The sequence below is a fragment of the Balneolales bacterium ANBcel1 genome, from assembly GCA_029688905.1.
Taxonomy (GTDB): domain Bacteria; phylum Bacteroidota; class Rhodothermia; order Balneolales; family Natronogracilivirgulaceae; genus SLLW01.
Map to the genome: position 1 here is coordinate 58,734 of JARULB010000003.1, position 25,544 is coordinate 84,277.

General features: G+C 52.9%; 23 protein-coding genes and 1 tRNA gene. 8 read left to right on the plus strand and 16 right to left on the minus strand.

Going from position 1 to position 25,544, the window contains the following annotated elements; translation table 11 throughout:
• Positions 1-63: 63 nt before the first annotated feature.
• Complete coding sequence (locus tag QA596_04685; protein MDG5766755.1) at positions 64-408, minus strand: flagellar basal body protein; 345 nt, start codon at positions 406-408, stop codon at positions 64-66.
• A gap of 327 nt (positions 409-735) precedes the next feature.
• Between QA596_04685 and QA596_04690 the strand changes: the two genes are divergently transcribed.
• Positions 736-1,890, plus strand: coding sequence for a histidine kinase dimerization/phospho-acceptor domain-containing protein (locus QA596_04690; GenBank protein MDG5766756.1), 1,155 nt, complete (start codon positions 736-738; stop codon positions 1,888-1,890).
• A 198-nt stretch (positions 1,891-2,088) separates the two neighbouring features.
• Here QA596_04690 and QA596_04695 read toward each other — a convergent pair whose 3' ends face one another.
• The 9 genes from QA596_04695 to QA596_04735 all read right to left on the minus strand — a co-directional run bounded on the left by QA596_04695 (position 2,089) and on the right by QA596_04735 (position 10,145).
• Positions 2,089-2,469: a response regulator gene (locus QA596_04695; protein MDG5766757.1), complete on the minus strand. Its 381-nt coding sequence runs from the start codon at positions 2,467-2,469 to the stop codon at positions 2,089-2,091.
• 13 nt (positions 2,470-2,482) lie between these two features.
• Positions 2,483-3,562 (minus strand): chemotaxis response regulator protein-glutamate methylesterase, encoded by a 1,080-nt coding sequence (locus QA596_04700; protein ID MDG5766758.1) that lies wholly within the window; start codon positions 3,560-3,562, stop codon positions 2,483-2,485.
• 13 nt (positions 3,563-3,575) lie between these two features.
• Positions 3,576-4,040: a chemotaxis protein CheX gene (locus QA596_04705; protein ID MDG5766759.1), complete on the minus strand. Its 465-nt coding sequence runs from the start codon at positions 4,038-4,040 to the stop codon at positions 3,576-3,578.
• 52 nt (positions 4,041-4,092) lie between these two features.
• A complete protein-coding gene (locus tag QA596_04710; protein MDG5766760.1) occupies positions 4,093-4,599 on the minus strand; it encodes a chemotaxis protein CheD in 507 nt (168 codons plus the stop codon).
• Between the two features lie 13 nt (positions 4,600-4,612).
• A complete protein-coding gene (locus QA596_04715; protein ID MDG5766761.1) occupies positions 4,613-5,452 on the minus strand; it encodes a protein-glutamate O-methyltransferase CheR in 840 nt (279 codons plus the stop codon).
• 111 nt (positions 5,453-5,563) lie between these two features.
• Positions 5,564-6,088: a chemotaxis protein CheW gene (locus QA596_04720; protein ID MDG5766762.1), complete on the minus strand. Its 525-nt coding sequence runs from the start codon at positions 6,086-6,088 to the stop codon at positions 5,564-5,566.
• A gap of 38 nt (positions 6,089-6,126) precedes the next feature.
• Positions 6,127-9,159, minus strand: a complete 3,033-nt coding sequence (locus QA596_04725) for a chemotaxis protein CheA (GenBank protein ID MDG5766763.1) — start codon at positions 9,157-9,159, stop codon at positions 6,127-6,129.
• An 18-nt stretch (positions 9,160-9,177) separates the two neighbouring features.
• Positions 9,178-9,684 carry a chemotaxis protein CheX gene (locus QA596_04730; GenBank protein MDG5766764.1) on the minus strand — a complete coding sequence of 169 codons (507 nt, stop codon included), beginning with the start codon at positions 9,682-9,684 and terminating at the stop codon, positions 9,178-9,180.
• A gap of 5 nt (positions 9,685-9,689) precedes the next feature.
• Positions 9,690-10,145, minus strand: coding sequence for a response regulator (locus tag QA596_04735; protein ID MDG5766765.1), 456 nt, complete (start codon positions 10,143-10,145; stop codon positions 9,690-9,692).
• Between the two features lie 403 nt (positions 10,146-10,548).
• On the opposite strand from QA596_04735, the gene QA596_04740 reads away from it, so the two are divergent.
• Positions 10,549-10,623 (plus strand) — tRNA-Val (locus QA596_04740).
• Between the two features lie 440 nt (positions 10,624-11,063).
• A complete protein-coding gene (locus QA596_04745) occupies positions 11,064-13,160 on the plus strand; it encodes a methyl-accepting chemotaxis protein (GenBank protein MDG5766766.1) in 2,097 nt (698 codons plus the stop codon).
• A 354-nt stretch (positions 13,161-13,514) separates the two neighbouring features.
• Here the strand turns inward: QA596_04745 and QA596_04750 are convergent, their stop codons facing one another.
• The 3 genes from QA596_04750 to QA596_04760 all read right to left on the minus strand — a co-directional run bounded on the left by QA596_04750 (position 13,515) and on the right by QA596_04760 (position 18,201).
• The gene (locus QA596_04750) at positions 13,515-16,529 is read right to left on the minus strand and encodes a TonB-dependent receptor (GenBank protein MDG5766767.1); all 3,015 of its coding nucleotides are present in this window, start codon (positions 16,527-16,529) and stop codon (positions 13,515-13,517) included.
• Positions 16,529-17,560 carry a FecR domain-containing protein gene (locus QA596_04755; protein MDG5766768.1) on the minus strand — a complete coding sequence of 344 codons (1,032 nt, stop codon included), beginning with the start codon at positions 17,558-17,560 and terminating at the stop codon, positions 16,529-16,531. The genes QA596_04750 and QA596_04755 overlap by 1 nt, the downstream gene beginning before the upstream one ends.
• Before the next feature lie 62 nt (positions 17,561-17,622).
• Positions 17,623-18,201, minus strand: a complete 579-nt coding sequence (locus tag QA596_04760) for an RNA polymerase sigma-70 factor (protein MDG5766769.1) — start codon at positions 18,199-18,201, stop codon at positions 17,623-17,625.
• 346 nt (positions 18,202-18,547) lie between these two features.
• Here QA596_04760 and QA596_04765 point away from each other — a divergent pair, with 346 nt between their 5' ends.
• From QA596_04765 to QA596_04785, 5 genes are all read left to right on the plus strand, one after another.
• Positions 18,548-19,837 carry a serpin family protein gene (locus tag QA596_04765; GenBank protein MDG5766770.1) on the plus strand — a complete coding sequence of 430 codons (1,290 nt, stop codon included), beginning with the start codon at positions 18,548-18,550 and terminating at the stop codon, positions 19,835-19,837.
• Positions 19,838-19,882: 45 nt separating this feature from the next.
• Positions 19,883-20,032 carry a hypothetical protein gene (locus tag QA596_04770; protein ID MDG5766771.1) on the plus strand — a complete coding sequence of 50 codons (150 nt, stop codon included), beginning with the start codon at positions 19,883-19,885 and terminating at the stop codon, positions 20,030-20,032.
• Between the two features lie 233 nt (positions 20,033-20,265).
• Positions 20,266-21,963, plus strand: a complete 1,698-nt coding sequence (locus QA596_04775) for a glycoside hydrolase family 43 protein (GenBank protein ID MDG5766772.1) — start codon at positions 20,266-20,268, stop codon at positions 21,961-21,963.
• A gap of 419 nt (positions 21,964-22,382) precedes the next feature.
• Positions 22,383-22,691 (plus strand): preprotein translocase subunit YajC, encoded by a 309-nt coding sequence (yajC, locus tag QA596_04780; protein MDG5766773.1) that lies wholly within the window; start codon positions 22,383-22,385, stop codon positions 22,689-22,691.
• Positions 22,692-22,765: 74 nt separating this feature from the next.
• Positions 22,766-24,028, plus strand: coding sequence for a bifunctional 3,4-dihydroxy-2-butanone-4-phosphate synthase/GTP cyclohydrolase II (locus QA596_04785; protein ID MDG5766774.1), 1,263 nt, complete (start codon positions 22,766-22,768; stop codon positions 24,026-24,028).
• A gap of 49 nt (positions 24,029-24,077) precedes the next feature.
• Here QA596_04785 and QA596_04790 read toward each other — a convergent pair whose 3' ends face one another.
• The 3 genes from QA596_04790 to QA596_04800 are packed head-to-tail and all read right to left on the minus strand — an operon-like array spanning position 24,078 to position 25,538.
• Entirely contained in the window at positions 24,078-24,488 is a 411-nt protein-coding gene (locus QA596_04790) for an iron-sulfur cluster assembly scaffold protein (protein MDG5766775.1), read from the minus strand.
• Positions 24,478-25,128 carry a signal peptidase II gene (locus QA596_04795; protein ID MDG5766776.1) on the minus strand — a complete coding sequence of 217 codons (651 nt, stop codon included), beginning with the start codon at positions 25,126-25,128 and terminating at the stop codon, positions 24,478-24,480. Before QA596_04795 ends, QA596_04790 begins: the two co-directional genes overlap by 11 nt.
• 5 nt (positions 25,129-25,133) lie before the next feature.
• Positions 25,134-25,538 carry a molecular chaperone DnaK gene (locus QA596_04800; protein ID MDG5766777.1) on the minus strand — a complete coding sequence of 135 codons (405 nt, stop codon included), beginning with the start codon at positions 25,536-25,538 and terminating at the stop codon, positions 25,134-25,136.
• Positions 25,539-25,544: the final 6 nt, after the last annotated feature.

Sequence of the window (25,544 nt, forward strand, 5' to 3'; positions counted from 1 at the left end):
CAGATGTCCGGAATGATGAAAAAATTCTGTCGGGTAACATATCGGATAGAGGGTGTCTGTGATTTATCGGTTAATTCCTGTGATCCCTGTGCGGAGCATGTCAAAATGGTGCCGCAAAGAGCGAGCCATGACATTCACGCGGATCTGGGTATCGGTCATTTCCAGCATTTCGTCCTCCAGTACAGGAGCCTCTCCGGTTTCCACGATCTCCGGCGCCACCTCTTTCATACCCCGCACACCCTGACTGTCCTGTACTTTGCGCAGTTCATTTTCGAACCGGACATCCAGCTTTTTATAACCGGGTGTGTCCAGATTGGCAATGTTCGCAGAGGTGATTCTCTGCCGCAGGGTAAGGGCATCCATGGTCCTGCCCAACAGTTGTGAGTGGTTGTCGTCAATGAGTTTCATTGGTGATACCGCTTTTGATATAGTCTGACCGCCGTTTTTCTTCCGGATTCGGAAGCCGCCGGCAACATTCATGCATTTAAGTTTTCCACGCGCCCTGTCGATAATGACACGTAAGAGGAATCTGTGCAGTTTTTATAGCAACACTCATGCCATTCGGGGGGACAATAATGTTTTTTTTACCAGCGACGGCTTTTCTCCATATCACGGACCGATGTCATGCACGATCGGCCGGCAAATTTTTCCCGTACCCGGATTCTCTTTTAAGATTCCCCGCCAACGTCTGATAACCGTAATACACACGGCATCCAAACACCAACGTAACAGGCAATGCATCAAACAGGCGATCCAGTATATCCACGGGAATATCGACCGGACACCCCCTCCGATCACCCCCTGAAAGCGTTTTACGGTAATTCGGAGTATCACGACGGGTCCGACCTCATTGGCGATGCGACGCACCAGGACGGGCCCGATCGCTGTGACGGTGCCGAATACCACTCCAGGACTAACGAATTCCGGGTCGCAGTGGAAGAAGCAACTGTTGGAGATGAACTTACTTCACTGGTCACCAACCTTTCCTGTCCGGCATTTATCACCGACGAGCACGGGATCGTTGTTGCCTTCAATGCGGAAGCTCTGCAAAAAAACAGTGGCAGAGATCCGGAAGGGCGTCCGCTGAACCATCTGTTATGGGCGCGCGAAAAAGTTGGCGCCATGGAAATGGCTTACATCAACCGTTCCTGGATGATCGTATCCGAAGAACGTCTGAGCCTGGAAGCATCAGAATTCAAAATGGTGACACTGCGGGATCACCCGGACCTTCCCTCGATGGAGGTGATCGAGTCCGCACGGGACATGATCGCCGTGATGCTGCACCGGTTCCGGTCACCGATGACCGGAATGCAGGGGTATCTTGATCTGCTGCTTGGAAATACGGAAAATGACCGGGAGCAGAAAAGGCTGGAAACCCTGAATGAAGGCATGTCGCAGCTTAACGGAATGCTCGATGAGCTGGAACAGCTATATGACAGTCATTCCGATTCCAATGCCGAGCCGTTGTACCTGCAGGCGGTAATCCGGGAAGCCGTTGCCGAACTGAATGACGATACCCGAAAGCAAGTCATGATCAGCGAGGACAGCAAACACAAGCCGGTCCGCCTCAGCCGCAAGAAAGTCCGCGGCATCCTGGACATACTGCTGAAAAACGCCGCCGAACACACCAGCGGCCATCAAAACGGCATTCACATAGAGTTGGAATCGGGGCGAAAAGTGGTAGTAACCAATTATGGCGAGCCCATACCCGATTTTTTGAGAGCACGGATGTTTCATCCGTTCATGACCAACAAGGCTCAGAATATGGGGATCGGACTGACACACGCTCATCTGCTTGCCCGATATCTTGGAGCGTCCGTGATCCCTGTAAAAAACTGCCGGGAGGAAGGAATTTCCTTTACGCTACTGCTGCCGCCCTCATTTTCCTGAATGGGTTCTGCTCAAATCCAGCGGGGCGGGCGGGTGAACGCTCTCTTCTGCAAGATGCGGCTCCACTCACATTTGAGCGTCTCGATATAGTGGTCCTGTGGCTGACGAACAACCGATCCGTCTTCCTGTCGCGGGCATGCCCTGCTTATCCGGAAGGAATCCGACAATGCAGGCTGGTTTGACAGGGGTTCATCCGGTTCAGCTCAGGCTGCTGGTCAGATTGTCGATCTCTTCGCCCAGCTCTTCCGGCGTGAAGGGTTTGTGGACAAAAGAGGCGCCATACTCATAGAACAGAGAGATACGCTGCTCATTGCTCTCGGTGGATACTACCATGACGGGCACGTCGCTGGTACCCGGATTGGACCGCACTTTTTCCAGCATCTCCATCCCGTCCATTACCGGCATGTTAATATCCATGAGAACCAGGTCGACGCTCTCTTTTTCAAGCAAATCAAGCCCTTCCTGCCCGTTGCCGGCCTGGTATATCGTTCCGATATCAGCGCCGCTGAGTTTTATGGTTTTAATGATCATGCTCCGCATGACACTGCTGTCGTCCACAACAAGTATATTCAATCCCATTCTTCTGTTCCCGTTAATCCGTTAACGTATGTCTTTGACGATTGGACTCCCGCTGCCGGGATATCGCATTTACGAGCTCTTCCGGAAACTTTTGCAGGGGGAGCACCTGGTCGGCCGCTCCTATCCGGATCGCTTCTTTGGGCATACCGAACACTACTGAAGTATGCTCATCCTGAGCCATGGTAAGTGCACCCGCCTGCTTCATGGCCAGCATTCCTTTCGCACCGTCGGCTCCCATTCCGGTGAGCAGCGCGCCCACCGCGTTAACCCCGGCCGCCTGTGCCACGGAGTTGAAAAGGACATCAACACTGGGCCGCTGATGGTGAACCGGAGGCCCTTCCTTCACCCGCACATAATATCTGGCACCACTTTTTTCCACAATCATGTGATAGTTACCCGGGGCCAGAAGCGCAACCCCCTGCTCCAGGCAGTCACCGTCTTTGGCTTCCCGCACCTCCATGGCGCAGATTTTATTCAGGCGCTCGGCAAAGCCGGTGGTAAATACCGGCGGCATGTGCTGTACCATGGCAATCCCGGGCATATCGCCGGGCAGGCGGGTCAAAATGGCCTCAATAGCGCGTGTTCCGCCTGTTGAGGCACCGATGGCAACAATCTTGCTGGTCGTCTTGATCAGCCGGACTTTATCCGTCGATACGGGCCCGGCTGGTTTTCTTCCGTTTCCGGAAGCAAAACCCTTTTCAAATCGAGCAACCGATGCGGTACGGATGGCTCTGGCCAGTTGCATTGAAATATCCTGGGTTGAGTAGGCTGAGCCCGGCTTACAGATTACTTCAACCGCTCCCAGCTGCAACGCCATCAGCGCGTTTTCACTGTTTCGGGGAGCCAGCGAACTCACAACCACCACCGGCATGGGATAGTGTTTCATCAAACGGGAGAGAAACGAGAGTCCGTCCATGCGGGGCATTTCCAGATCCAGGGTGATGACATCCGGTTTCAGCTCTACAATTTTTTCCCTGGCCACATAGGGATCCATGGCCGAACCCACCACCTGAATATCTTTCTGCTGGTTGAGTTCCTCCGTCAAAATCCGGCGAACGAGCGCCGAGTCATCAACAACAAGTACTTTTATCACGTTTGCTCCTCCATCAAGAATAATAGACCGTAATTTTTGCACACCCTTCATCAAGGTGAACCATTACGGTTTCATGGTTCATCCCCTCAAACCGCTGCTCCGGATTCTCCCGGTCGGGAATGATTTCAGGCGGACGAATGTAGCAGATCTTGTCGTCCTTACTGAAAAATGGCGCGACATTGCCACAGATGATATTTACGATTTCACAGAGCGCACCTTCTTTTTGAGAATCCGTTGCGTCGTCGGTACCGAGCATGTTTTCCGCCAGGGCGTCCATCAACCCTTCACAGGCCGAAATGACCAGCCCGCCTTCGGCTGCACCGTCGAAACGGGCGGCAGAAGTAACGTACCGGTCCAGATTATGCTGTGCATCTTCGGGAAACTCCGATTCGTCCAGCGGAAACATGTAGCACATGAGCTCAAACGTCTCAATGGCAATTTTGTAAATATCGTCGGCGTATGTGGTCTTTGTTGTCATATTCTGTTCCCGTCGTTTATGCAAGAATAGGTATCAATATTTGTGCCGTTTGTCAGCGGCTGACGGCTGTTTTTCGAACAGGCTCCGTCACCATGGGGTTTTTGTTGATGGTTATAAGGCCGTCGGACATCCTCAGCAGCATGGTGCGAGACTTATTCCCTCCGACATCCTGGGCGTGAATCATGAGCCCGTTCTTCCAGAGCATTTTTCTAAGCACGGTGAAGTTCCTCTTACCGATTTTGAAGTAATCATTTCCGTTGCTCTGTTTCATGCTGGCGCCGCCTGCTACCGAAATCCTCATGTTCCTCTTGGTAGCTCCGAAATCGTAACACTGCTGCAGAAGCGAAAACACCCCGGTATCCACATACATGGCCGGGTTGCGTTTTGCCTTCTCCGGATCGGCAGACGAGAGCGGCATCATTACGTGCAACATTCCTCCCACCATGGCCACCGGGTCGTAAATAACCACCCCAAGGCAGCTGCCCAGGGCATAGGTGATGAGTTCCTCATGAGGACTGTCCGAAATCTTCAGGTCACTCACATTTACTATGATTTTCATTCAAAAAACCCCGCTATTTTTTTCTGTAAACTGCCGGACGCACATTTTTCAACCCTGAATGGGTCCCGGAAATGGTTTCGGAGTGGCCCAGAAAAAGATATCCACCCGGTTCAAGCATGTTGACGAATCGGTCAATCAGTTTTTTTTGGGTGGGCTGGTCAAAATAGATCATCACATTACGGCACATGATAATGTGAAAAGGCCCTTTCATGGGCCACTGCTCTTTCAGGTTAAGGCGCCCATAACGGATCATGGACCTGACCTCATCGGTAATTCTGCACGTAAGCGGATCCGCCGGGTTCTTTATGAAGTATCGTTTCCGGATATACTCAGGTATGCCTTTGATATGTTCCACCGGATAGATACCTGCCTTTGCCTTGTTAAGCACTATGCTGGATATGTCGGTGGCCAGAATGCGAGCGCTACCGCGGTGTCCGGCAACCCGTTCCTCCAGCCAGGTAATGGCCCAGGAAACCGGCTCTTCACCACTGGAACAGCCGGCCGACCACCACGTTACATGCCGGTCTCTGATCTCGGGGATCACCTCTTTGCGAATAAAATCGAAATGGGCGCTTTCCCGGAAGAAGCTGGTTTTATTGGTGGTGAGCACATCTACCAGGGAGAGGAATTCTGCTCCGGCATTGTCACTTTCCACATAGTCGAAGTACTCCTTGAAGCTGCCCAGTCCCAGCTTTCGGATGCGTTTGAGCAGGCGGGCCCTTACCAGCGCCTCCTTGCCCTCGTGCATGTTGATCCCGCAGTAGTCGTACAGCAGGGTCGATACTTTTTTAAATTCCGAGCTTTTCAGCTCCAGCCTGGTTAAATCAGCCGTTGGTGCGGTTTGAATTTTCATACGAATGTCATGGTATTCCCGCCTGAGGGAATTACACGGTTATGCGCCCGGTCACGGAACAGGAACCGATACGGTTCCCTGGTGACACGATGAATCGCGGTGAACTAATCGTTAAAAAGCATCCGGATCGTCGATCCCGCCTTCGCCCTGCTCTTCCATGACTTCACGGAAGTCGAACAGAACCTTGGATACGTCCAGAAGCAGTTTAACCGATTCTCCAACCTTTCCGATACCGGAGAGGTAGTCATCCGATACATTTGCTCCGAAGGAGGGTACTTCCTCGATCTGGGCACCATCGATATCGGCTACTTCCGAAACCTTGTCGACCACAACACCCATTCGAAAACGGGATTCCTGGACGACGATGATGCAGGTTTCCTCGGTATCTTCGACCGCCTCGAATCCGAAGCGAGAACGCAGATCCATTACCGGTATGATTTTTCCGCGCAGGTTCAAAACACCGCGTATGTACATTGGCATACTGGGCACCGGAGTAATCGGCATCAGTCCGATGATCTCCTGAACCTTGAGGATTTCGATGGCGTATTCCTCCTTGCCGAGGAAAAAGGTCAGGAATTTTCCGCCCTGTATTTTGGATTCGGTTTCCTTGACGGCTGTGCTTACTGTGTCACTCATACATTCCACCTGTTATTGTTACTTGGCTTTGTTTTTTCTCAGTTCAGCAGAGAGACGGTATCGAGAATCAATCCCACCTGACCGTCACCCAAAATTGCGCCGCCTGAAATACTGTTCATCTTGGACGGCATATCGATTGACTTGCCCACGAGCTGTTGCTGGCCGATCACCTCATCCACCAGCAGGGCATACTTCTTCTTGTTATTGTTGATTACCAGCATGGTTCCCTCCAGGATGCTTTCAACAGCGTTCGGGATATTGAACAGCTGGTGCAGACGAATGATCGGGATCGACTCACCCCGGAACATCACCTGCTCTCGCGTACCAAGCATGGTGAACAGATCACGCTCTTCGGCCCGGAAGGTCATGTCGATATTGATCGTAGGCACAATAAACCGCTGCGCGCCTATGCGAATGAGCATCCCGTCGGTAATTGCCAGGGTGAACGGCAGCTCCAGGGAGATGGTCGTTCCCTTGCCCTGAACCGATGCGACATCCACTTTGCCCTGTAGCTTTTCAATGGAACGCCGAACCACATCCATGCCGACTCCGCGGCCGGACAGGTCGGTAACCTTGTCTGCAGTAGAGAAGCCGGGCAGGAAAATCAATTTGAAGATTTCGCTGTCCGTCAGCTTCTTGTTGGGTTCAATCAGCCCCTTGGAAATCGCCTTGTTGAGGATTTTTTCCCGGTTCATTCCGCGGCCGTCATCTTCTATTTCAATTACAACCTTGCCACCGGCCTGAAAGGCACGCAAGCCGATGGTGGCAATGACCGGCTTGCCGCTTTGCTCCCGTTCGGCTTTTTCTTCGATACCGTGATCAATGGCATTCCTCAGCAGGTGAACCAACGGTTCGTTGATGATATCCACCATGTTACGGTCGATTTCGGTGTCCTCACCGCTGGTAGTAAGCCTGACGGTTTTGGATCCTTTTTTGCCGAGGTCGCGCACCAGCCGGTTCATTTTGTTGAACGTCGCCTTGAGCGGTACCATGCGCAGGGTCAGACTGGTATCCTGCAGTTCCCGGAGAATTTTGGTACTGTGATTCATTTTTCGGGACAGTTCTGGATCGGCGTTGATGAAACGATCCTGGGCTACCACCGAATGGGCGATAACCAGCTCGCCCACCATATCGATGAGCCTGTCAAGACGATTCACATTCACCCGCACCGTTGATTCTGTATCCATCTTGGGAAGCTGAACCCCTGCTTTTTGTGCGGTGGTCTTGGCCTTTGCAGCACCGGAGGAGCTTCCGTTTGACCCCGGACGCGCAGAGCCGTTCCCGTTTTGTACGGGAGGTGCGGTATTTCCTTCTTGATCTGGTCCGGCGGCCGGCTCGCCCGCGCTTTCCGATGCTTCCGCAGGTATGGTTCCGGAACCGGCAGGACTTCCATCAGCACCATCGGCCTGGAAACCGTTTCCATCATCTGTGGCGGAAGCTGTTTCCGCCTGTTCGTTGTCATCGACACGCGATTCCACCCATTCATCTGCTGCTCCGTTCGCATCTCTGGAACCCGGAGCATCGCCTCTTCCCAGGTCATCGTGAAGCTTGACGGCATCTTCGGGCTTCTTGCCAAAATCCGAAATACTCAGCAGCACCTTCATCAGCTTGCCGTAGCTTTCGGGGATATCAAGACGATCGCCGGCATTGGCGTTTTCGACCCCTTTCAGCAGGTTTTTGAGGATATCAATGGCTTCCAGGGTAATGTCGGCGCATGCCGAATCATATATAATCACATCATCCCGCACCATATCCAGCAGTGTTTCCACCGAGTGGGCGAATTCGGACAGGGGGGTGAGTCCCATAAAAGCCGACGTGCCCTTGATGGTGTGAAATGACCGGAACACCATGTTGATCAGTTCGTCATCGTCGGGAGAGGTTTCCAGATCCAGGAGGGCGCTTTCGGCCGCCTCGATCTGCTCTGTGCTCTCGGTAATGAATTCGACCATCAGATCCATATCTGAATCTTCCGGAATAATGAACTCCTTAATACCGACTGTTCCCTCCTCTTCTTCCGGGAGTTCCGGAATTAGGTCGGCCGAGGGTGGTTCCAATGGATTCGGTGATTCTGCTCCGGTCCCCGGCTGATGGCCGCCAGATCCAGCAGCACCGGTGTTGGTTGATGGATTTTCCGTTTTTTCAACGACGGGTTTGGAATCCCCGGGGGCATCCATTGCAGCCGCGGCCTGATCCGCCTCTTGCATGGATTTCTCAATGCGTTTGGATACCGCTGAAACAACGCTCTTCCAGTCGGGGGCATTTTTTTCTTCTGTAGAGCTGGCCCGCAGGATGTTCAGGGCTTCCCTGAGAGGTTTCTGTATTTCTTTGGAGGAGGCCGTGTCATGACAGGATATGAGGAGACGCTCCAATTCTTGTGACTTCTCAATGAAAGACGGTTCGCTTTCGATGGTCATGATAAGCGAGGCCAGATCATCAAGGCTCACTTCTCCTTCCGATGCTCCCGGTTCGTTACCGGCCGCGCGACTGCCCTCATCGCCATTCCGTTCACCTTCTGCGGAGGTGCTTCCGGTTGTTGATGTCGCCTTGTCGCCATTTTCCTGTTCTGTCTGCTCCGGTGTATTTCCGGCATCTTGCTGCTGTACGGTTCTGTCTTTGTCTGATTCCGTCTCCTGCCTGGCTCCGTCCGCGCTTTCTGCGGAATCGTCGGAATTCGCCGGGGCCTCTTTTTCCGAAATGGTATCCATCATGGAAGCCACCGTCTCGCTCTCCCCTTTCATCGACTTTTCAAGGTCGTCACAGGCTTTTTCAAAAAGCTCGACATCTATATCGCCGTCCGTTACCGCATACTCCCTGATGGTATTGATCGCATGCAATGTCGCGGATTTGACACTCTGGAAGTATTCATCCTTCTCGTAGAGATGGATGAGTGCTTTCCAGGACAGGGAGATGAGCGTCCCCAGCTGGGTGCTGTTATGCTCCCAGCCTTCCATGGTGTCTTCCATGCGTGCTCCCGCAACCATGATGTCTTCCCGGTCACCCGGCCAGACATCGGCAAGAATGCGCATGATTTCGGCAAGATCTTCGGTCTGCTTTTGAAATTTACTGTTCATAGCCAGAGGTTGTTAGCTTCATTTATGACGTCGCGATTCGCTCAGTGCCAGATTGATCCAGAATTCTCCACCGGATCCGGCAAACTTCAGCCTTGCCTTGGGCGGTTTGTTGGGGAGGAAAAGCGTCAGGTCGCTGCCGCGTGTGGCGGTCGGCAGGGACGACTGGCCGACAAAGCCGACATGCTCAATACTGGCGGCTACATCCCCGGCCAGAATATTTGATATCTCTCCCACCAGATCTCCCATGTCATCGCTATCAAAAGGCAGCTCCATGCCACAGAACACCTCCGAAAATGCGAGAGCGGTATGTTTGGGGATGGCGATCATTATGGAGAGCGTGTGCTCGGTATTAAAAACCGCGATGGTACCGATGATGCCGTTCATGGGAGAACCGTCCTTGTCGCCCTCAACAAAATCGGGGCGTTCACCGGAAATGGATTCAAACGTATTTTTTACACACTCAATGACCGAGTCCACAATGGGCTCGGGAATTTTTTGAAGACCGTTCAGCTTTGTTGGCAACATCTGTATTACCCCTTAAATTTTAACATGTCTTTGAAAAAGCTCTTCTTTTCGGACTCCTCGGTTTCGGTAAGCAGGTTACCGTCCTTGTCAATGAAGCGAGTCAGCACTTTGTACACCTGGTCGGCGGTAAAGGGTTTGGTTACATAGGCATTGGCGCCACCCTCATTCAGAGCCGTATCCACTTTACCCATAGATTTTTCGGCGGTGATCATGATGATCGGAATATGTTCGGTGTTCTCTTTCTTCCGGATGGCCTGGGAAAACTCCACGCCGGTCATGTTCGGCATGTTCCAGTCGAGAAAAATCATCTGAATCTCATCGTTGAACTTTTCCAGGGCATCCTGTCCGTCCATTGCCTCAATATATTCGAACTCCGCCACCATCAACTGGTTCAGCGTCCGTTTCACCGCACTTCTCATAATTTTTGAGTCATCGACAACAAGGGCCTTTATTGTACTCATATATCGCTCCTAAGATTGATTTCTCGTAATTCTGTTAACTGTGGCAGCTGGCGGGCCCTCCTCAAAAGAGGAATAACCGGCAATCGTACGTACCGGCATTACTGTTTATCGCCGAATACATTTTTACCGGTTTACCATCAAATACTGTACCAGTGCAGACAGGCTTTTTAAAAACAGCCTCATCGGAACCCGACAGTTCTATGTGGGTATTATCGCAGCTTTACTGGATTTCTTAATTTTTTTTAAACAAAAAAATCGGGCTTTCCGGGTTGCAGACCGGACCCGAAAGCAATTCTTGCCGAAGCGGGGATGAACAAACTCCCCGATTGCACAACTGCTGGAATAAAAAGGGGACTTGCCTCTTGCGAAGTTATTTTCGTATATTTGAATTCTTGCGAAATTTGGGTGGTTAGCTCAGTTGGTTCAGAGCACCTGCCTTACAAGCAGGGGGTCACTGGTTCGAATCCAGTACCACCCACACATTCAAAAGCCTTGTATCACAATATATTACAGTGATGCAGGGCTTTTTTTATTTTCGGCTATTTTTATCAACGACCCTTACTTGAATCGGCAAACGCATTTTTTTTTTGCAGTTTTGGCAGCCGACATTCCCCGCAAATGACTTGCCATGCCAGCTGCCCGCATTGCGATGTGCGCCCAAACAACTGTTGAGATGCCGGTGTATTGCACCTCAACAGGTTGCAACGCCCGAAGCAGACCCGCCCCACCTGCGAAAAGTTTCCGAAAGTACTTAAGCTCCAGGCGGTTTCTCCGATAAAAAAATTAGGATTTGCTAACAAATGATTCTGAGGGTCTTTCGCCACGGCCGCCAAGTATTCTGATGTAACGAAGTAGTGGGCCTCTGGGAAGCAATTCAGTCAAAATTCATTCAACCCAACCGGTACACGGAGGAAGAACATGATAGAGAGCAAAAGAAAAACGGAAAAAGTGGGTGATACAGGCAACTGGACTCTGGGAAAAAAACTGATTGTTTCGTTTATGGGGGTGGCTGCTATTACCCTGGTTGTCGGCTTGATTGGATTTATCGGAGCCATGCTTAGCGACCGCTCCATGGAGGAAGTCGGCCAAGTACGGCTTCCAAGTGTTGCCAGCCTGCTTCAAATTGAGTCCGAAGCCGAACATATCAGTACGGCCATGCGCACACTGGCTATTCCGGGAATACCTTTTGAAACGCGACGTACTTATTACGATCAGATTGATGAATCACGAACCCGCTATCAGCGTGCCTGGGACGTCTTTGAGCCGCTGCCTCAGACAGAAGAAGAAGCCGGACTGTGGAGTCAGTTTGTACCTGCATGGGAAAACTGGGCGGATGTAAATAACAGGGTTATGGAACTCACCACACGTTTTGATGAAATCGGAATTGAAGATCCCATGGAGCTCGATCGTCAACTTGAAATGTTCATGAAAGACCATTACATGGTCGTTCAGGATGTATTGCACATGATCTATGTTGACCAAGAGGCATTCCGTGGTGGTGATGACCACACAGCCTGTAATGCCGGACAATGGCTGCCGGATTATCAAACGGATAACCACCAGCTTGCAAATGTGATCAGCGGATTTGAAAATCCACACCGTGACTTCCATAATGCTGTAGCGAGAATGCAGGACCTGGTAAGTGCCGGCAACTATAACCAAGCCCGTAAGGTTTATGAAAATGAGTTTCTGGGTAATATGGAAGAAGTGTTCGGAGCAATTGAAAGAATGCTGGACATGTCCGGTAACGCACTGGCCGCAATGGAAGAAGCAAAAGATATGCTGCTCGGAGAGGTTTATGAAAACCAACAGGAGTCGATGGCTCTGCTGCAAGGAATGGTGGATATCAATCTGGATGTAGCCGACAATGAAGTTGCTACCGCCACCACGCAGTCCTTTTTCATAAGAACCGTTTCCCTGATCGGGCTGGTACTTGGTGTGGCCCTTGCCATCGGCCTTGGAATCTTCATCAGCCGCAATATCAACAATACACTGCGTCGAATCATTGAAGGATTGAGCAGCGGGGCAGAACAAGTGAATGCATCCTCCACCCAACTGTCCAGCTCCAGCCAGGATCTATCGGAAGGAGCCAGTGAGCAGGCAGCCGGTTTGCAGCAAACCACATCCTCACTGGAGCAGATGGCGGCACAGACCAAGCAAACCGCCGAAAATTCAGGTCAGGCTGAAAAAACCATGAACGAGACACAGCCCAGGGTTGAAAAAGGTATGGATGCCATGAAGCGCATGAACGAGCAGATGGATGGTATCCGAAAGGCTTCCGAGGAAACCTCAAAGATCATCAAAACAATTGATGACATCGCTTTTCAGACCAACTTGCTGGCCCTGAATGCCGCTGTGGAAGCAGCCCGTGCGGGAGAAGCAGGTAAGGGATTTGCCGTAGTAGCGGAGGAGGTCCGCAACCTTGCGCAGCGAAGTGCGGAAGCGGCACGCATCACTTCGGAGCTGATTGAGAATTCACAGAAAAACTCCGAGAGTGGATTTACCATGGCAGAAGAGGTTTCAGAACATCTCGAAGAGATTAAAGTCAGCGTAAACAACGGCAGTGAACTTGTCGTTGAAATTGCCGCGGCGGCAAAAGAGCAGTCCAGAGGCATCGATGAACTGAACTCGGTAATGCGTGAAATGGATAAGGTGGTGCAGAACAACGCGTCCGGCTCGGAAGAAACCGCCAGTGCATCCGAAGAACTGTCTTCTCAGGCCACCGAGCTCAAGCGCATGGTTGACGAGCTGACGGCCCTTATCGGAAGTGCCGAAAACGGGTACGGGCAGCAGAACCACAGCTATCTTTCCAGTGTTACCAGTCTGGTAAACAGACGTAAGAATGGAGGTCGCAATAACTCTAAACATGCAGAAAACGGCCACAGGGTTAATGGCAACGGATCAGCTGGAAGCAACAGGCATGCAGAGAGTTCCCCTGGAAAAAGCAACGGCACAAACAGGAAAACGGCATCCGAAGCAATGGCTTTTCAAGAGGATGACGTAAGTGATTTTTGATGACTCCCAAACCTCCTCCCTGTTGACCGCAGCGAAGTAACGCTGTACCCGGGAAAGGAGCCTCTTATCTTGAAGCCCTGTATCACAGCTGACCAATGTGATGCAGGGCTTTTTTTGTATATGCATCGCTGGTTCTGCATTCCGGCTTCCTTCTAACACGGCCAGACCATCACGCCTGTGCCGGTTTATGTTTCGCTTGAATTGTAACCGGTTCGGAATGTGGCCAATCGATTCCACGATTAAATCCCCTTTCCCGACAAAGCCGGCAGAGTTGCTGCCATCGACTCCGGCACGATAAAGCCCCTGTTTGGTTTCGAAGTCATCACATGCAATCACAATGTGCCCCCTTTTTCGTCAGATCCTGACTTCTACCCGAAGCAGTGGATAAAAACCGGGCATGGTGCGATTCCGTTTCTCGTACCCGATGATTCCGTAATCCTGCGAGGCCGATCCCGCGACTTCCGGCCCTGTACCTCCGAATTCCGGCGACAGGCTCCAGTCCAACACATTGCGGCGATTGAGCACATTGATTAGATCCAGCCGAAGGTCCAGATCCACGGATCCGATGGAAGGCCGGTACAGCAGCGACAGATCCAGCTGATGAAACGCACTGAGACGGTCGTCTTCCGGCCGGGATAACGTGTGCCGGGCGAACCTCTGCACCCCGCTCACATGAAGATAGTCGTAATACGCTTTTCGAAAACCCCAGGCGCGTCCCAACACCGACTTCCAGTTGGCAATCACGGATACCGGTCCATTTACCCGCGCTACGGTACGAGCCTGGATACGGTGCGGTTCATTCCAGGGAGCCGGTACCGTTCGTCCGAATTGAGACATCCGCATTTCGGCATGACTGTAATCATATCCCAACATCCCCTTAATGCGCCCTCCCCCAATGTCCTGCTGCAAACGCGCCGAAACACCCCGCGACCGCAGTCTGGAGCTCTCGGAAAACGCGGCAGAACTGCCCCGGTCTGTTCCATCGAAACTCATCAGATTGGTGTGGGATACCACATATCCCTCCGGCTCCCACTTATAATACCCCACCAGCTTGAGAGATGTACTGCTTGCCGGCTTGTAAATCCAGGATCCGCTAATGTGATATGCCCGGGGAGGAGTGGTGTCTGTTGAGTGCGACCATACCGTGAACGCCGGAATCAACGAAGTAGGACCGGCATTCGTTATTTCATACTGATGGACAAACTGGTGATACCTTCCTCCCGAAACTCTCGCTGTCCAGTATCCGATTCGGGAGTCGACACGGTCGTATTGCAGGGAAAACCGGGGCTCCGGAAACAGCCGTGAATGGCCTTCGGCATAGGTAAATCTCGAACCGGCCGTAACCTGCCAGTACCGGTTGAACCGGCGGTTATAGTTGAAATAGAACGCGCTGAAGAACGACTCATCCGACGAGTGCACGGGCCGGTAGAAAAAATCACTGAAATCCACTTCGGTAGAGACCAGGTTCAGTTCAACTCCCGTTTCAAGTTGAACCTCCGGGGAGAGGCTGTAGGTCACATCCGTCCGCATGAGGCCATGATCGATCCGGTTGCTTCCGGTGTGTGAAGGGAGTTCCGGTACGGCCTGCTCAAATGCCAAGCGCACCATCTCGGTCGATCCCACCCATCCCCCGCTTCTGCCATCTGTCAACCGGTTATTCATATGATAGTGATGGTCCATCCGGTTGGTACTGATTCCGGCCTGCGCAGAGATATCCCAGCGTGGACCCGGACGGACATCCCACCGCACCTGACCTGTGATGTGGGATCCGTCGTGCTCGTCCATCGTAAACAGATAATCGTTGCCTGTAGACCTGAAGCCTGATTCGAGACCTATTCCAAGATGCGTGGAATGGATCCTGTTCTGTCCGATGTACAGGGATGCCCGGAACGTGTTGTAATCATTCAAATCGTATTTCGCGGCAACATGTCCGTCGAGATACCGGATATCGGTACTATGCTGCAATGACTGGTATTCTGAAATCCGCCATTGCGGTTGCAGCAAAAAGTTGGAAAGCACCGGATCGATGAAGTCCCATTCCTGCAGGGTTTTTTCCATAACCGGCTCCCGGTACCAGTTCCAGAAATTGGTGCGGAAGCTTGCGGCGACCAATAGCGGCGCTTCAGAAGATGTTTCCGGAGACTCCGAAGCCGGGGAAGAACGTCTTGAGGTACTTCCCTCCGAAGAAACCGGAATGGCCAAATCCCCCCGAACGTTGAAATCCAGCGGATCCACGTGTATTGTAAGTCCGCTTTTACGGTTATGTGGCAGATCGTGATGGAAGTCGATGATACCGGCAATCATACTTCCCTGTTCGGCACCAAAACCCGCCTTGTGCAGCTGGATGCCCCCGATGGCAAGTGGACTAAACGCGCTGTAAAAGTGTCCGGAGTGATGCGGGTTGTACACAGGCATGCCGTCGAGCCGGATGCGATGCTCCCCCTGCCGGCCGCCCTGGAGGTGAATATCCTGCATGGGAAGGCCGTACTGGAGCCCTGAAAACAGGCTCAGGCTCCGAATGGGAGCGATCCGGCCGCCGGAGATGTCACGGGTATCCACGGATTGAAAAGACATCCGGTTGTCGATTCCGGCTAGGTTGGAACGATGCGCTCTCACGATGACCGGACTGAATGTCAGGGTTGTCGGTTCCAGGGCAATTGCCGTATTCACCTGGCCGTTGAGCGGAACCTCAACCACCTGCTCAACCGGTTCATACCCGATGTAACTCACAATAATTCGATAGGAACCGCTCATCATGCGTCCGATGGTGAAGGAGCCCTGCCTGTTGGTGGAGGTACCGCCGGAGGCGGCCGCCAGCAGCACGGTGGCCCCGTGAAGCGGCTTGCCGGTCTGCCGGTCCCGTATCACCCCCGAGAGCGTGCCGTAAGCAGGGTCCGCCGCAACCTTTCTGACGATAACGACGGTACCGGACGACAGAACGATATAATCCAAACCGGTTTCGGCCAGCAAATCCGATAGCAGTCCGGGCATCGGCTGCTTCCGTATTCGTTTGTAAACGTTGTCGCCGCCAACCATTTCCGGGTCAAATACCATGTCGGTTTCTGTGACCCGCGCAACCATCTCCAGCGCTTTTTGCAACGGCTCTCCGCGAAACTCGAACGAATAGCGATTCTCATTCGGCGACTTCGGCGATTCCGGTGACGGCGTTTCCGGTAACGAACCGGGGGCATTACGCGCGGCGACCTCTTGCAATTCCGCCGCCAGAACCGGCAACGCCGGAAAAATCAGCCACAGCAGCAGAGCCAGTACAATGCCGATCGGGACAGCGTGTCTGGCAGCCAATACCGATGCCTGCGGTCCGCCAGACCGTACCCTTACCTCTTTATTATCCTGCCCTCTCTTTTTCATTACTGGAATACGCGAAATCCATTGGCGGTTCTGGCATAGCGCAAGCCTTTCACCTGGCACAGGTCTTCGACCATTTTTTCCGCATCGGGCGGATCGCTGTAGTGCGCAGTCAGGTGTTCGGTGGCATACTGTTCCGCTTCCAGGTGGATGGCGATGTCGAATCGCCGCTCGATCTCCCGGAAGATGGCTCCAAGCGGTTCATTTCTGAAGACAAACCGGTTCTCCCGCCAGGCCGCCATCTCATCAAGGGCGGCGGGCTCGGGCGGTGTCGGTGTTTCCATGGCAGGATTCCATCGGCTCCAGCTTCCGGCGTTGACCTGTACGATTCTTTCAGGGACACCGGTCGGATAGAGCGATACACTGCCGGCATCCACATATACACGGGTTTCGGTACCCGGCTCGTCACTTCTGGACCGGATATTGAACCTCGTTCCGGTCACTTCCACCACCGACCGGTTCGCATAAATCACAAACGGATGACGACCGCTGGAACCCTCACCCGGCCCGACCGTCACAAAAGCCTCCCCGTCGAGTGTCACATCCCGGTTGAAATAGCCAAAAAAGCGACTGTAGCGTATCGTGGTACCGCTGTTCAACTCCAGCACCGAGCCGTCTCTCAGTTCGACAACAGCCTGCTCACCATTCGGAACAGCAACCTTGACAGGCGTAAACAGGTATCCGGCACCCATTGAGATCAGGATAACAGCCGCCGCCGACCACCATATCCAGGTTTGCCGGATGATCCGGCGGGAGGAATCTTGTGGTGAACGACGGTGAGAACCCGCCGCTTCCCGCTCTGCCTTCCCCTTCAGTTTCTGATGCACTGCTTCCAGCGCAGACTCGGTCTCTTGTTCCGTCGGCATCCGCTCCTGCGATGCAGAAAGCCCGGCGCTCCTTTTCCAGAGAAACTCACAATCCCGGTGTTCACTTGCCGTCAGTCCGTCCGGGAGCGGTACCGTATCCCTGCCGCCGGTTTCCAAATCACCGGCACGCCGGCCGGATATATGCCGATGGTCGTTGCTCATATTCATGTTTCTGTACCTGTTCTGTATCGTTGGACCATATCTGTTCCGGATAGGTGGTGTGCCGGCCGCTATCTGCCGGAGCCGCTCATCCTGAATTGCGCGTATTTTTCACGAATCTGTTTCAATGCGGCCGTCAGGTGGTTATTCACTGTTTTTGGAGAAACCTCCATAACGGCAGCAACCTCGTCATGGATTAATCCTTCGAAACGACTCAGCTCAAATGCTTCCCGTTGCCGTTCGGGCAGCTCCCGGATCCATTCCCGAAGTTTGGCATCCAGAAGGGCCGCCTCCCGGTCGCTGTGCGGGTCTCCGTCTACTGGAAACGAATCGTCCGGGACCGTGTCGATGACTTCCTGGCCGGCTGCATTTTTGCGGTCCCGAAGATAGTTAAACGACCGGTTTCGAACCGACCGGTAGAGCCATCCCCGTACGGATCGATCGGGGTCGATGGTATCCCGTTGCTGCCAGAGCATGACAAAAACATCCTGGGTGATGTCACAGGACGCGTTCCAGTCATGCGTGATTTTGCACGCAAAACGAACCAGCCGGGGATACATCGCCCGGAAGCATTCATCAAAAGCCTTCTTGTCGAACTCCAGGATCCCCGAGCTCAGCTTTGTCTGGTCTGTTACTGCATCATGTTTCATTGTGTTGTAACCGCCATACACCTGTGAAATGCTATACACCTATACCAGGCCGGCAAACCGTCCCGCGTCCATAGCAATTCGTGTCGCATCGCTTCCGGTTATCCGATATAGCCCTGCATTATAACGAGTTAAGTTTCTAAGGAACATGGATAGTGCACGAGCCTTTATTTTAATTTCGTTACAAAAGAACGCGCCTGCAATAGGCATCACGACACCATTAGGTGTAACCCCGATAGAAAGCAGGTCCGTCGCCGTGAAATGGCGGGCCGGATGGCATATATAATTTGAACGTAATCATACCAGGAGGCACAGCATGAGGATCATCAATCCACGGAAACAAGTATCGATGACCGAACCGCACACTGACTACCATACCGGACATCCACGCTTCCGGACACTTACCCTCGCCGCGGCTGCCGTTTCACTAATTTTTATTGCCGGCTGTGATATCAGCGGGACCTCCTCCGATCCGGAACCCCCGGGCCAGCTGCGGGAATTATCCGCCCAGGAACAAGTACTGGTTGAAGGATCCAATGACTTTACTTTCCGGCTGCTTGAAGCCATTGCCGAAGGCACTCCGGAAGAAAGTTTTTTCGCGTCGCCCCTGAGTATCTCCATGGCGTTCGGAATGGCACTGAACGGTACCGACGGGGATACCTACACGCAGATGAGAGACTTTTTCGGTCATGACGGATTGTCGAATGAAGAGATCAACCGTGCCTTTCGCGACCTCATCGGGATACTGACCGACCTTGACCCGCAAGTGCGCATGGAGATCGCTAATTCAATCTGGTACCGCAAGGGCTTTGAGGTGCTACAAGAGTTTCTCAATACAAATGCAGAGTACTTCAACGCCGAAATTGCCGATCTGGATTTCGGCGACCCGGCCGCGCCGGATATTATCAATGGCTGGATTGAGGAAGCCACCGAAGGCCTCATTGAAGAGATGATTGAAGCAATCGGTCCGGATGTCGTCATGTACCTGATCAACGCCATCTATTTCAAGGCCGACTGGACCGTGCAGTTTGATCCCGACGACACCCGTGACAGGCCCTTTACCACCGGTTCCGGCGACCTCGTTGAGGTACCCATGATGCGGGTTAAAGATGAATTCCGGTTCTATCAGAACGATCACTGGCAGGTTGTTGACCTCGGATATGGCGCAGGAGGCAGTTTTTCGTTCATTGCCATGCTTCCAAGAGATGAAGACGATCCGGGCAGTTTTTCCGGATCACTTACCCTCCAGCAATTTGAGTCCCTCACCTCCCGCCTGCAGAATGATACGGTGGAAGTGCACATGCCCCGGTTCGAAATAGATTTCGATTACGAAGATATCATGTTTGATCTGTATGACATGGGACTCACAATACCATTCCATCCGGGTCAGGCCGACTTCAGCCGGATCAACCCCATGGAATCGCTGTTTATATCGAATGTTATGCACCTGGCGGTTATCAAAGTGGATGAGGAAGGCAGCGAAGCGGCGGCGGTAACGGTAATCGAGATAGTACGGACCTCCGCCGGCGGCCCTTCCCACAAGATTATTCGCCTTGACCGGCCGTTCCTCTTTTTCATCCGGGAAAACAGCAGCAACACGATTTTATTCATGGGGAAATACGCCGGTCCGGATGCCTGACCACATACCTCCACCACCCTTTTCCCGGAGGGTATCATGTGGTACATGGCAGACACGCAATACGGCATGGTACCGGTACGCCCGGCCGAGCGCCTGCAGCAGCGTTTCCTGGTCGTGCCCGAGATCGAGCATATTGAATCCGACACAAAAATTAACCATTTTCAATTCTGGATGAGTATGCAGGTGGGCTTGTGATGTTGCTCACCAAACCGGCCAATGCCGCTTATATGGCCGGAAAATAATAAGTGACAAAAATACACTTTTTCTGTACTTTGGTGGGTGAGGCAGAGGTGATATCTGCTAATAAAGCCGCAAACGTGACCTGCATGTGGCATACCGGCCTGTCTCGCAATTGTCCATTATTTAATTCTGTGAAACCCATGAATAAAAATCCGCTTTCTTTTTTTCGAATACCGCTTGTGGCCGCAATGGCTGCAATTATAACCCTGGCCGCTCTTTCGGAGAGCATCGGGAAAAACAACCCGGCCACAAACACTCCGCTCTTTTCACGTTTTGTATATGAAGGAGACGACCAGGTGTACAAAGACTACCCTCTGGAAGAGGATGAGTTTTATACACCGATCCTGCAGGGCACCTATCCCGACCCCGCCATCGTGCGAAGAGGCGACGATTACTTCATGGTACACTCCTCGTTTGCCATGTGGCCCGGCATTCCCATCTTCCACTCCAACGACCTGGTAAACTGGACACAAATCGGCCACGTACTCGATCGCGAATCCCAGCTTTTTGTCCAGGACACGGGCATCAGCGCCGGCCTCTTTGCCCCGGCCATTAAATACAATCCGCATAATGAAACCTTCTACATGATTACCACCCAGTTCGCCGGTGGTATCGGAAACATGGTCGTTACTACCAAGGACCCGTTTGAGGGCTGGAGCGATCCCTACCCGCTGAATTTCAACGGCATTGACCCATCCCTGTTTTTTGACGACGACGGCAGCGCCTATGTCGTCCATAACGACGCGCCCGATCCGGGTGAAGAGCTTTATCAAGGCCACCGGGTCATCAAAATCTGGGATTTCGACCTGGAGGAGAACCAGGTGATCGAGGGCACCGACAAGATTATCGTCGATGGCGGTGTGGACATCACACAGGAACCCATCTGGATTGAAATGCCCCATATCTACAAGCGGGATGACGGCCGCTATTACCTCTCCTGCGCCGAAGGCGGAACCGGCGGATGGCACAGCCAGGTTGTTTTTGTTGCCGACCATCCCCGCGGACCCTACAAGCCGGCACCGGGCAATCCCATCATGACCCAGCGCTACCTCAACCCCGACCGCCCCAACAAGGTTGACTGGGCCGGTCATGCCGACATCACCAAAGGTCCCGACGGCGAACTGTACGCTGTTTTTCTGGGCATCCGCCCGAATGAAGAGGACCGGGTAACTACAGGCCGCGAAACGTTTATCCTTCCGGTCGACTGGAGCGGTGAATTTCCGGTTTTCGTAAACGGACTCATTCCTCTGGAACCCAAACTCAAAATGCCGGAAGGCGTGGTTAACAAAACCGGTCAGGATGGTTTCTTCCCCAACGGCAACTTTACCTTTGACGAAGATTTTTCCGCTGATAAACTGGACTACCGCTGGATCGGAATGAGAGGCCCCCGTGAGAATTTTATCTCCACATCGGGTGAAGGGCTGCGAGTCACCCCCTTCGAAACCAATATCAATGCGGTGGCACCGATTTCCTCCCTTTTCAAGCGCCATATGCACGATACCTTTACTGCAACGACGGTGCTGGAGTACACTCCGGGATCCGGAAGCGACCTTGCCGGGCTCGTCAACTACCAGAGCGAACGTTTTCATTATGTGTTCGGTATCACGAAACACGGCGGCAACGACTATCTGCTGCTGCAGCGAACCGAAAATGGCGAAGCCACCACCATTGCAAGCACACGCATAGATACCGGCAGCCCGGTCCATCTGCGCGTGCGTGCCGAAGGGGATAACTACCAATACAGCTACTCTACCAACGGCACGGATTTCATCCCGTTGGGCGGAACCGTATCGGGTGATATTCTCTCGACTAATGTTGCCGGCGGATTCACCGGAGCTCTGATCGGCCTCTACGCCACCAGCTCCAACGAAGCACGGCCGCAATAACCGGAACGGACTGTCACATCCATCCTATCCGGCAAGTTTCACAAAGCCATGCTGTTTTCGAACGGCATGGCTTTTTTTATGATATGATATCCGGTCCGGCGAATCGAATCGCACCTCAAGGCGTTTTTTGTCTCAGAGCCGGAGCATCCAAACGCGCCCGCTGTCAGGAAGCGCCAATTATGAAGCATGCCGAATCATGAGGCCTGCTCAACAAATACGTTCCGATAACCGGCACCGGCTATGACGATGCCCCCAAACATCCCGATTCCACAGCCTTCTTCGCCATACCGGCAGTATGCCAACGGCAACCGCTCTGTGCACCTTGCTCCGCTTTTGTACACCCCCCCGAAAAGCCGTATATTTTCCCAATGTAAATAGATTTCTACAACCCACACTTATCCATTTAACTTCATTTTGTTATGAATTTCATGATCATGCTTTTTGCCGCGGATCCGGAAGGCGGCGGTGGCGGTTTCACCAGCCTAATTTTTCTTGCAGCCATTTTTCTTGTGTTTTATCTGTTCATCATCCGCCCGCAATCCAAAAAACAAAAAGAAATCCAGAACAAGGTTTCGGAAATGAAAAAGGGCGACAAAGTTGTTACATCCGGTGGAATCGTCGGCATCGTATCTGCCATCGAAGAAGATTCCGTCATGCTGGAGATTGACAAGGACGTGAAGGTAAAACTGCTCAAAAATGCCATTGTCGACGTAAATCCCCAGAAGTAGTCTTTCCCCACTTAACATCATGGAACCGGGAACCCCGTTTGGAAATTTCTTTTCGGTGTTCCCGTTTTTTATTTATGGCAAAGCCCGAAGAAAAAAATTTTGACTCCATCGAAGCGGCGATTGAAGACATCAAAGCCGGTAAGATGGTGATCGTCGTCGATGACGAAGACCGTGAGAACGAAGGCGATTTTGTGATGGCGGCCGAGAAAGTCACGCCGGAACATATCAACACCATGGTCACCTACGGCCGCGGCCTGGTCTGCGTGCCTGTGACCCGCCAGCGGGCATACGAGCTCAGTCTGGAGCCGATGGTTGTGAAGAACACCGACTCGATGGAGACCGCCTTCACCGTTTCGGTGGATCACCGCCCCGGAACCACGACCGGTATATCGGCGGCCGACAGGGCCAGGACCATACAGGCTTTGATTGATCCGGAAGCCGGTGCGTCTGATTTCCGCAGACCGGGACACGTTTTTCCCCTCATCAGTCGCGAAGGCGGGGTGCTGCGCCGGGCCGGGCATACCGAAGCGGCCATCGATCTGGCCAAGCTGGCCGGCTGCCGGGAAGGCGGAGTCATTTGCGAGATCATGAACGACGACGGCTCCATGGCACGGCTCGATGACCTGAAGAGCGTCGCCCGGAAATTTGACATGAAGCTGATCACGATCAAGGATCTGATCAGCTACCGCATGAAAAACGAAAGCCTGGTGCGGGAAGCCATCAACATTGAGCTGCCAACGATCTACGGTGATTTTCGCCTGCACGCCTTCGAGGAAAAACTCACGGGTGCCGTGCATCTCGCACTGGTCAAGGGCAAATGGAGTGAGAACGAGCCGGTGCTGGTGCGGGTTCACTCGCTGTGCATGACCGGTGATGTGTTCGGATCCAAACGGTGTGACTGCGGCGAGCAGCTGCATGCCGCGCTTCGCATGGTCGATGAAACCGGCGCAGGTGCAGTGCTATATATGAATCAGGAGGGGCGGGGCATCGGACTCGTTAACAAACTGCGGGCTTACAAGCTACAGGAAGAAGGGCTGGATACGGTGGAGGCCAACGAAGCGCTCGGGTTCAAATCCGATTTACGTGACTACGGCATCGGCGCGCAGATGCTGCGCTCTCTTGGCGTCCGAAAAATGCGGCTTATCACCAACAACCCCGCAAAGCGGGTCGGCCTGGTGGGGTACGGACTCGAAATCGTCGAGCGCGTACCTATTGAAACCGAAACCTATCCCGAAAATTTGCGCTATCTGAAGACGAAACGGGACCGTATGGGCCACGACCTGCACAATATCGATCCCCACGATCAGCTGGATATTTTGAAAAGCATTCTGCACTGACCTGACCGTTGGAGCTGGTCACTGGCCACAGGCACGGCGAATTCCCGTGCTATCCGTCACCGCCCGTTGTTTTCTCCAGCATCTCTTCCAGCCCCTTCCAGAAAAGATCCACACAGTCAATCCGCATCGGAAACTGCTTCACTTCACCGAGCGCGGCCCATTCCGGGCGCTTCGGCTCTTCGGCGCCGGACCGGTCACGCAGCCAACTGCGAAAAGATCCGGTATTGCGCCGTATTTCATGAATGGATGAACCGCTCAGGGTTGAGCAGCCAACGGAAGCCGAGGCCAGACAATAGAAGCAACCGCTGCCTTCAAAGCGGATTTCGGGGAGATGATCGCCGGAACGCTTTGCGGTAATCAGAACCCGGTCACCGCATTTCCGGTTGACTGCTTCATGGCGAAGATCCGGCAGATCCACCACCCCGCGATTTCTCGGGTTTTTATAGTGGTCAATGAGCATCCCTGTCCGGACTCACGTCCGGTTTTTCCTCCGGGTCATGGTCAGGCCGGCCGACCTCATCCTGTTCCCCGCCGGATATGACAGGCTCCTGCGGCGCATCCTGTTCCTGCTCTCGGGCCGTATACTCCGGCAACAACTTTCTATGAAACACGATCAGGGTTACGATGGCAACGGAAATAGCGCTGTCGGCGACATTGAAGATATACGGGAAAACATCGAACCCGCCGACATTCAGTTTGAAATGGATAAAATCAACGACATGTCCATCAAGAAAACTGCCATAACCGCCGATCCGTGCCTGAAAGAGCCGGTCGGTGATGTTACCCAGCGCTCCGCCTACAATCATCCCCATACAGATCAGATAACCGGTGCCTGCCGGTTTCAGCGTTTTCCAGACATAGGCCAGAATGATAAACATGGCCGCGATGGCAATCAGGCTGATGACCCAGGTCTCCGCCCAGTGTATCCCGAGCGCCATGCCGGGATTCTTTGTGAAATTAAACGCAAGCCACCCCTCTATCACTGTATAGTTATGCAGCTCCGGGGTAGTCCGAACCTGGAACTTGGTGATTTGATCGATAATCAGAACGGCCAGCGCGACCCCTCCGAACAGAGTGAGCTTCCTCGCGGATGAATTCAAAATAATCAGCGCCGTTTCATTTTGGCTTCAATGCTAATCTGGGTATGGGGAACGGCTTCAAGGCGACCCTTTGAAATCTTTTTCCCGGTAACTTTGCAAACCCCGTAGGTTTTATTATCGATGCGCTGGATGGCATCATCCAGATATTTGATAAATTTTTTGGTACGGTTGAAGAGCATATAGGTCTTCTCGCGCTCCTGGGCATCCGTGCCGGCATCCGCCATGTGGAAAGAGTATGCCGACTCATCCGATGAGTTTTCGGTACTCTCCTTCAGCGCATCCATCAGGATGTTCAAATCCTTCTCGGCATCATCACGCTTTTTCAGGATAATATTGCGGAAATGCTCCAGCTCTCCGTCGCTGTACGGGGATACGCGTTCTTCGATATTCTCGTTTTTTTCCTTGCTCATAGCTGC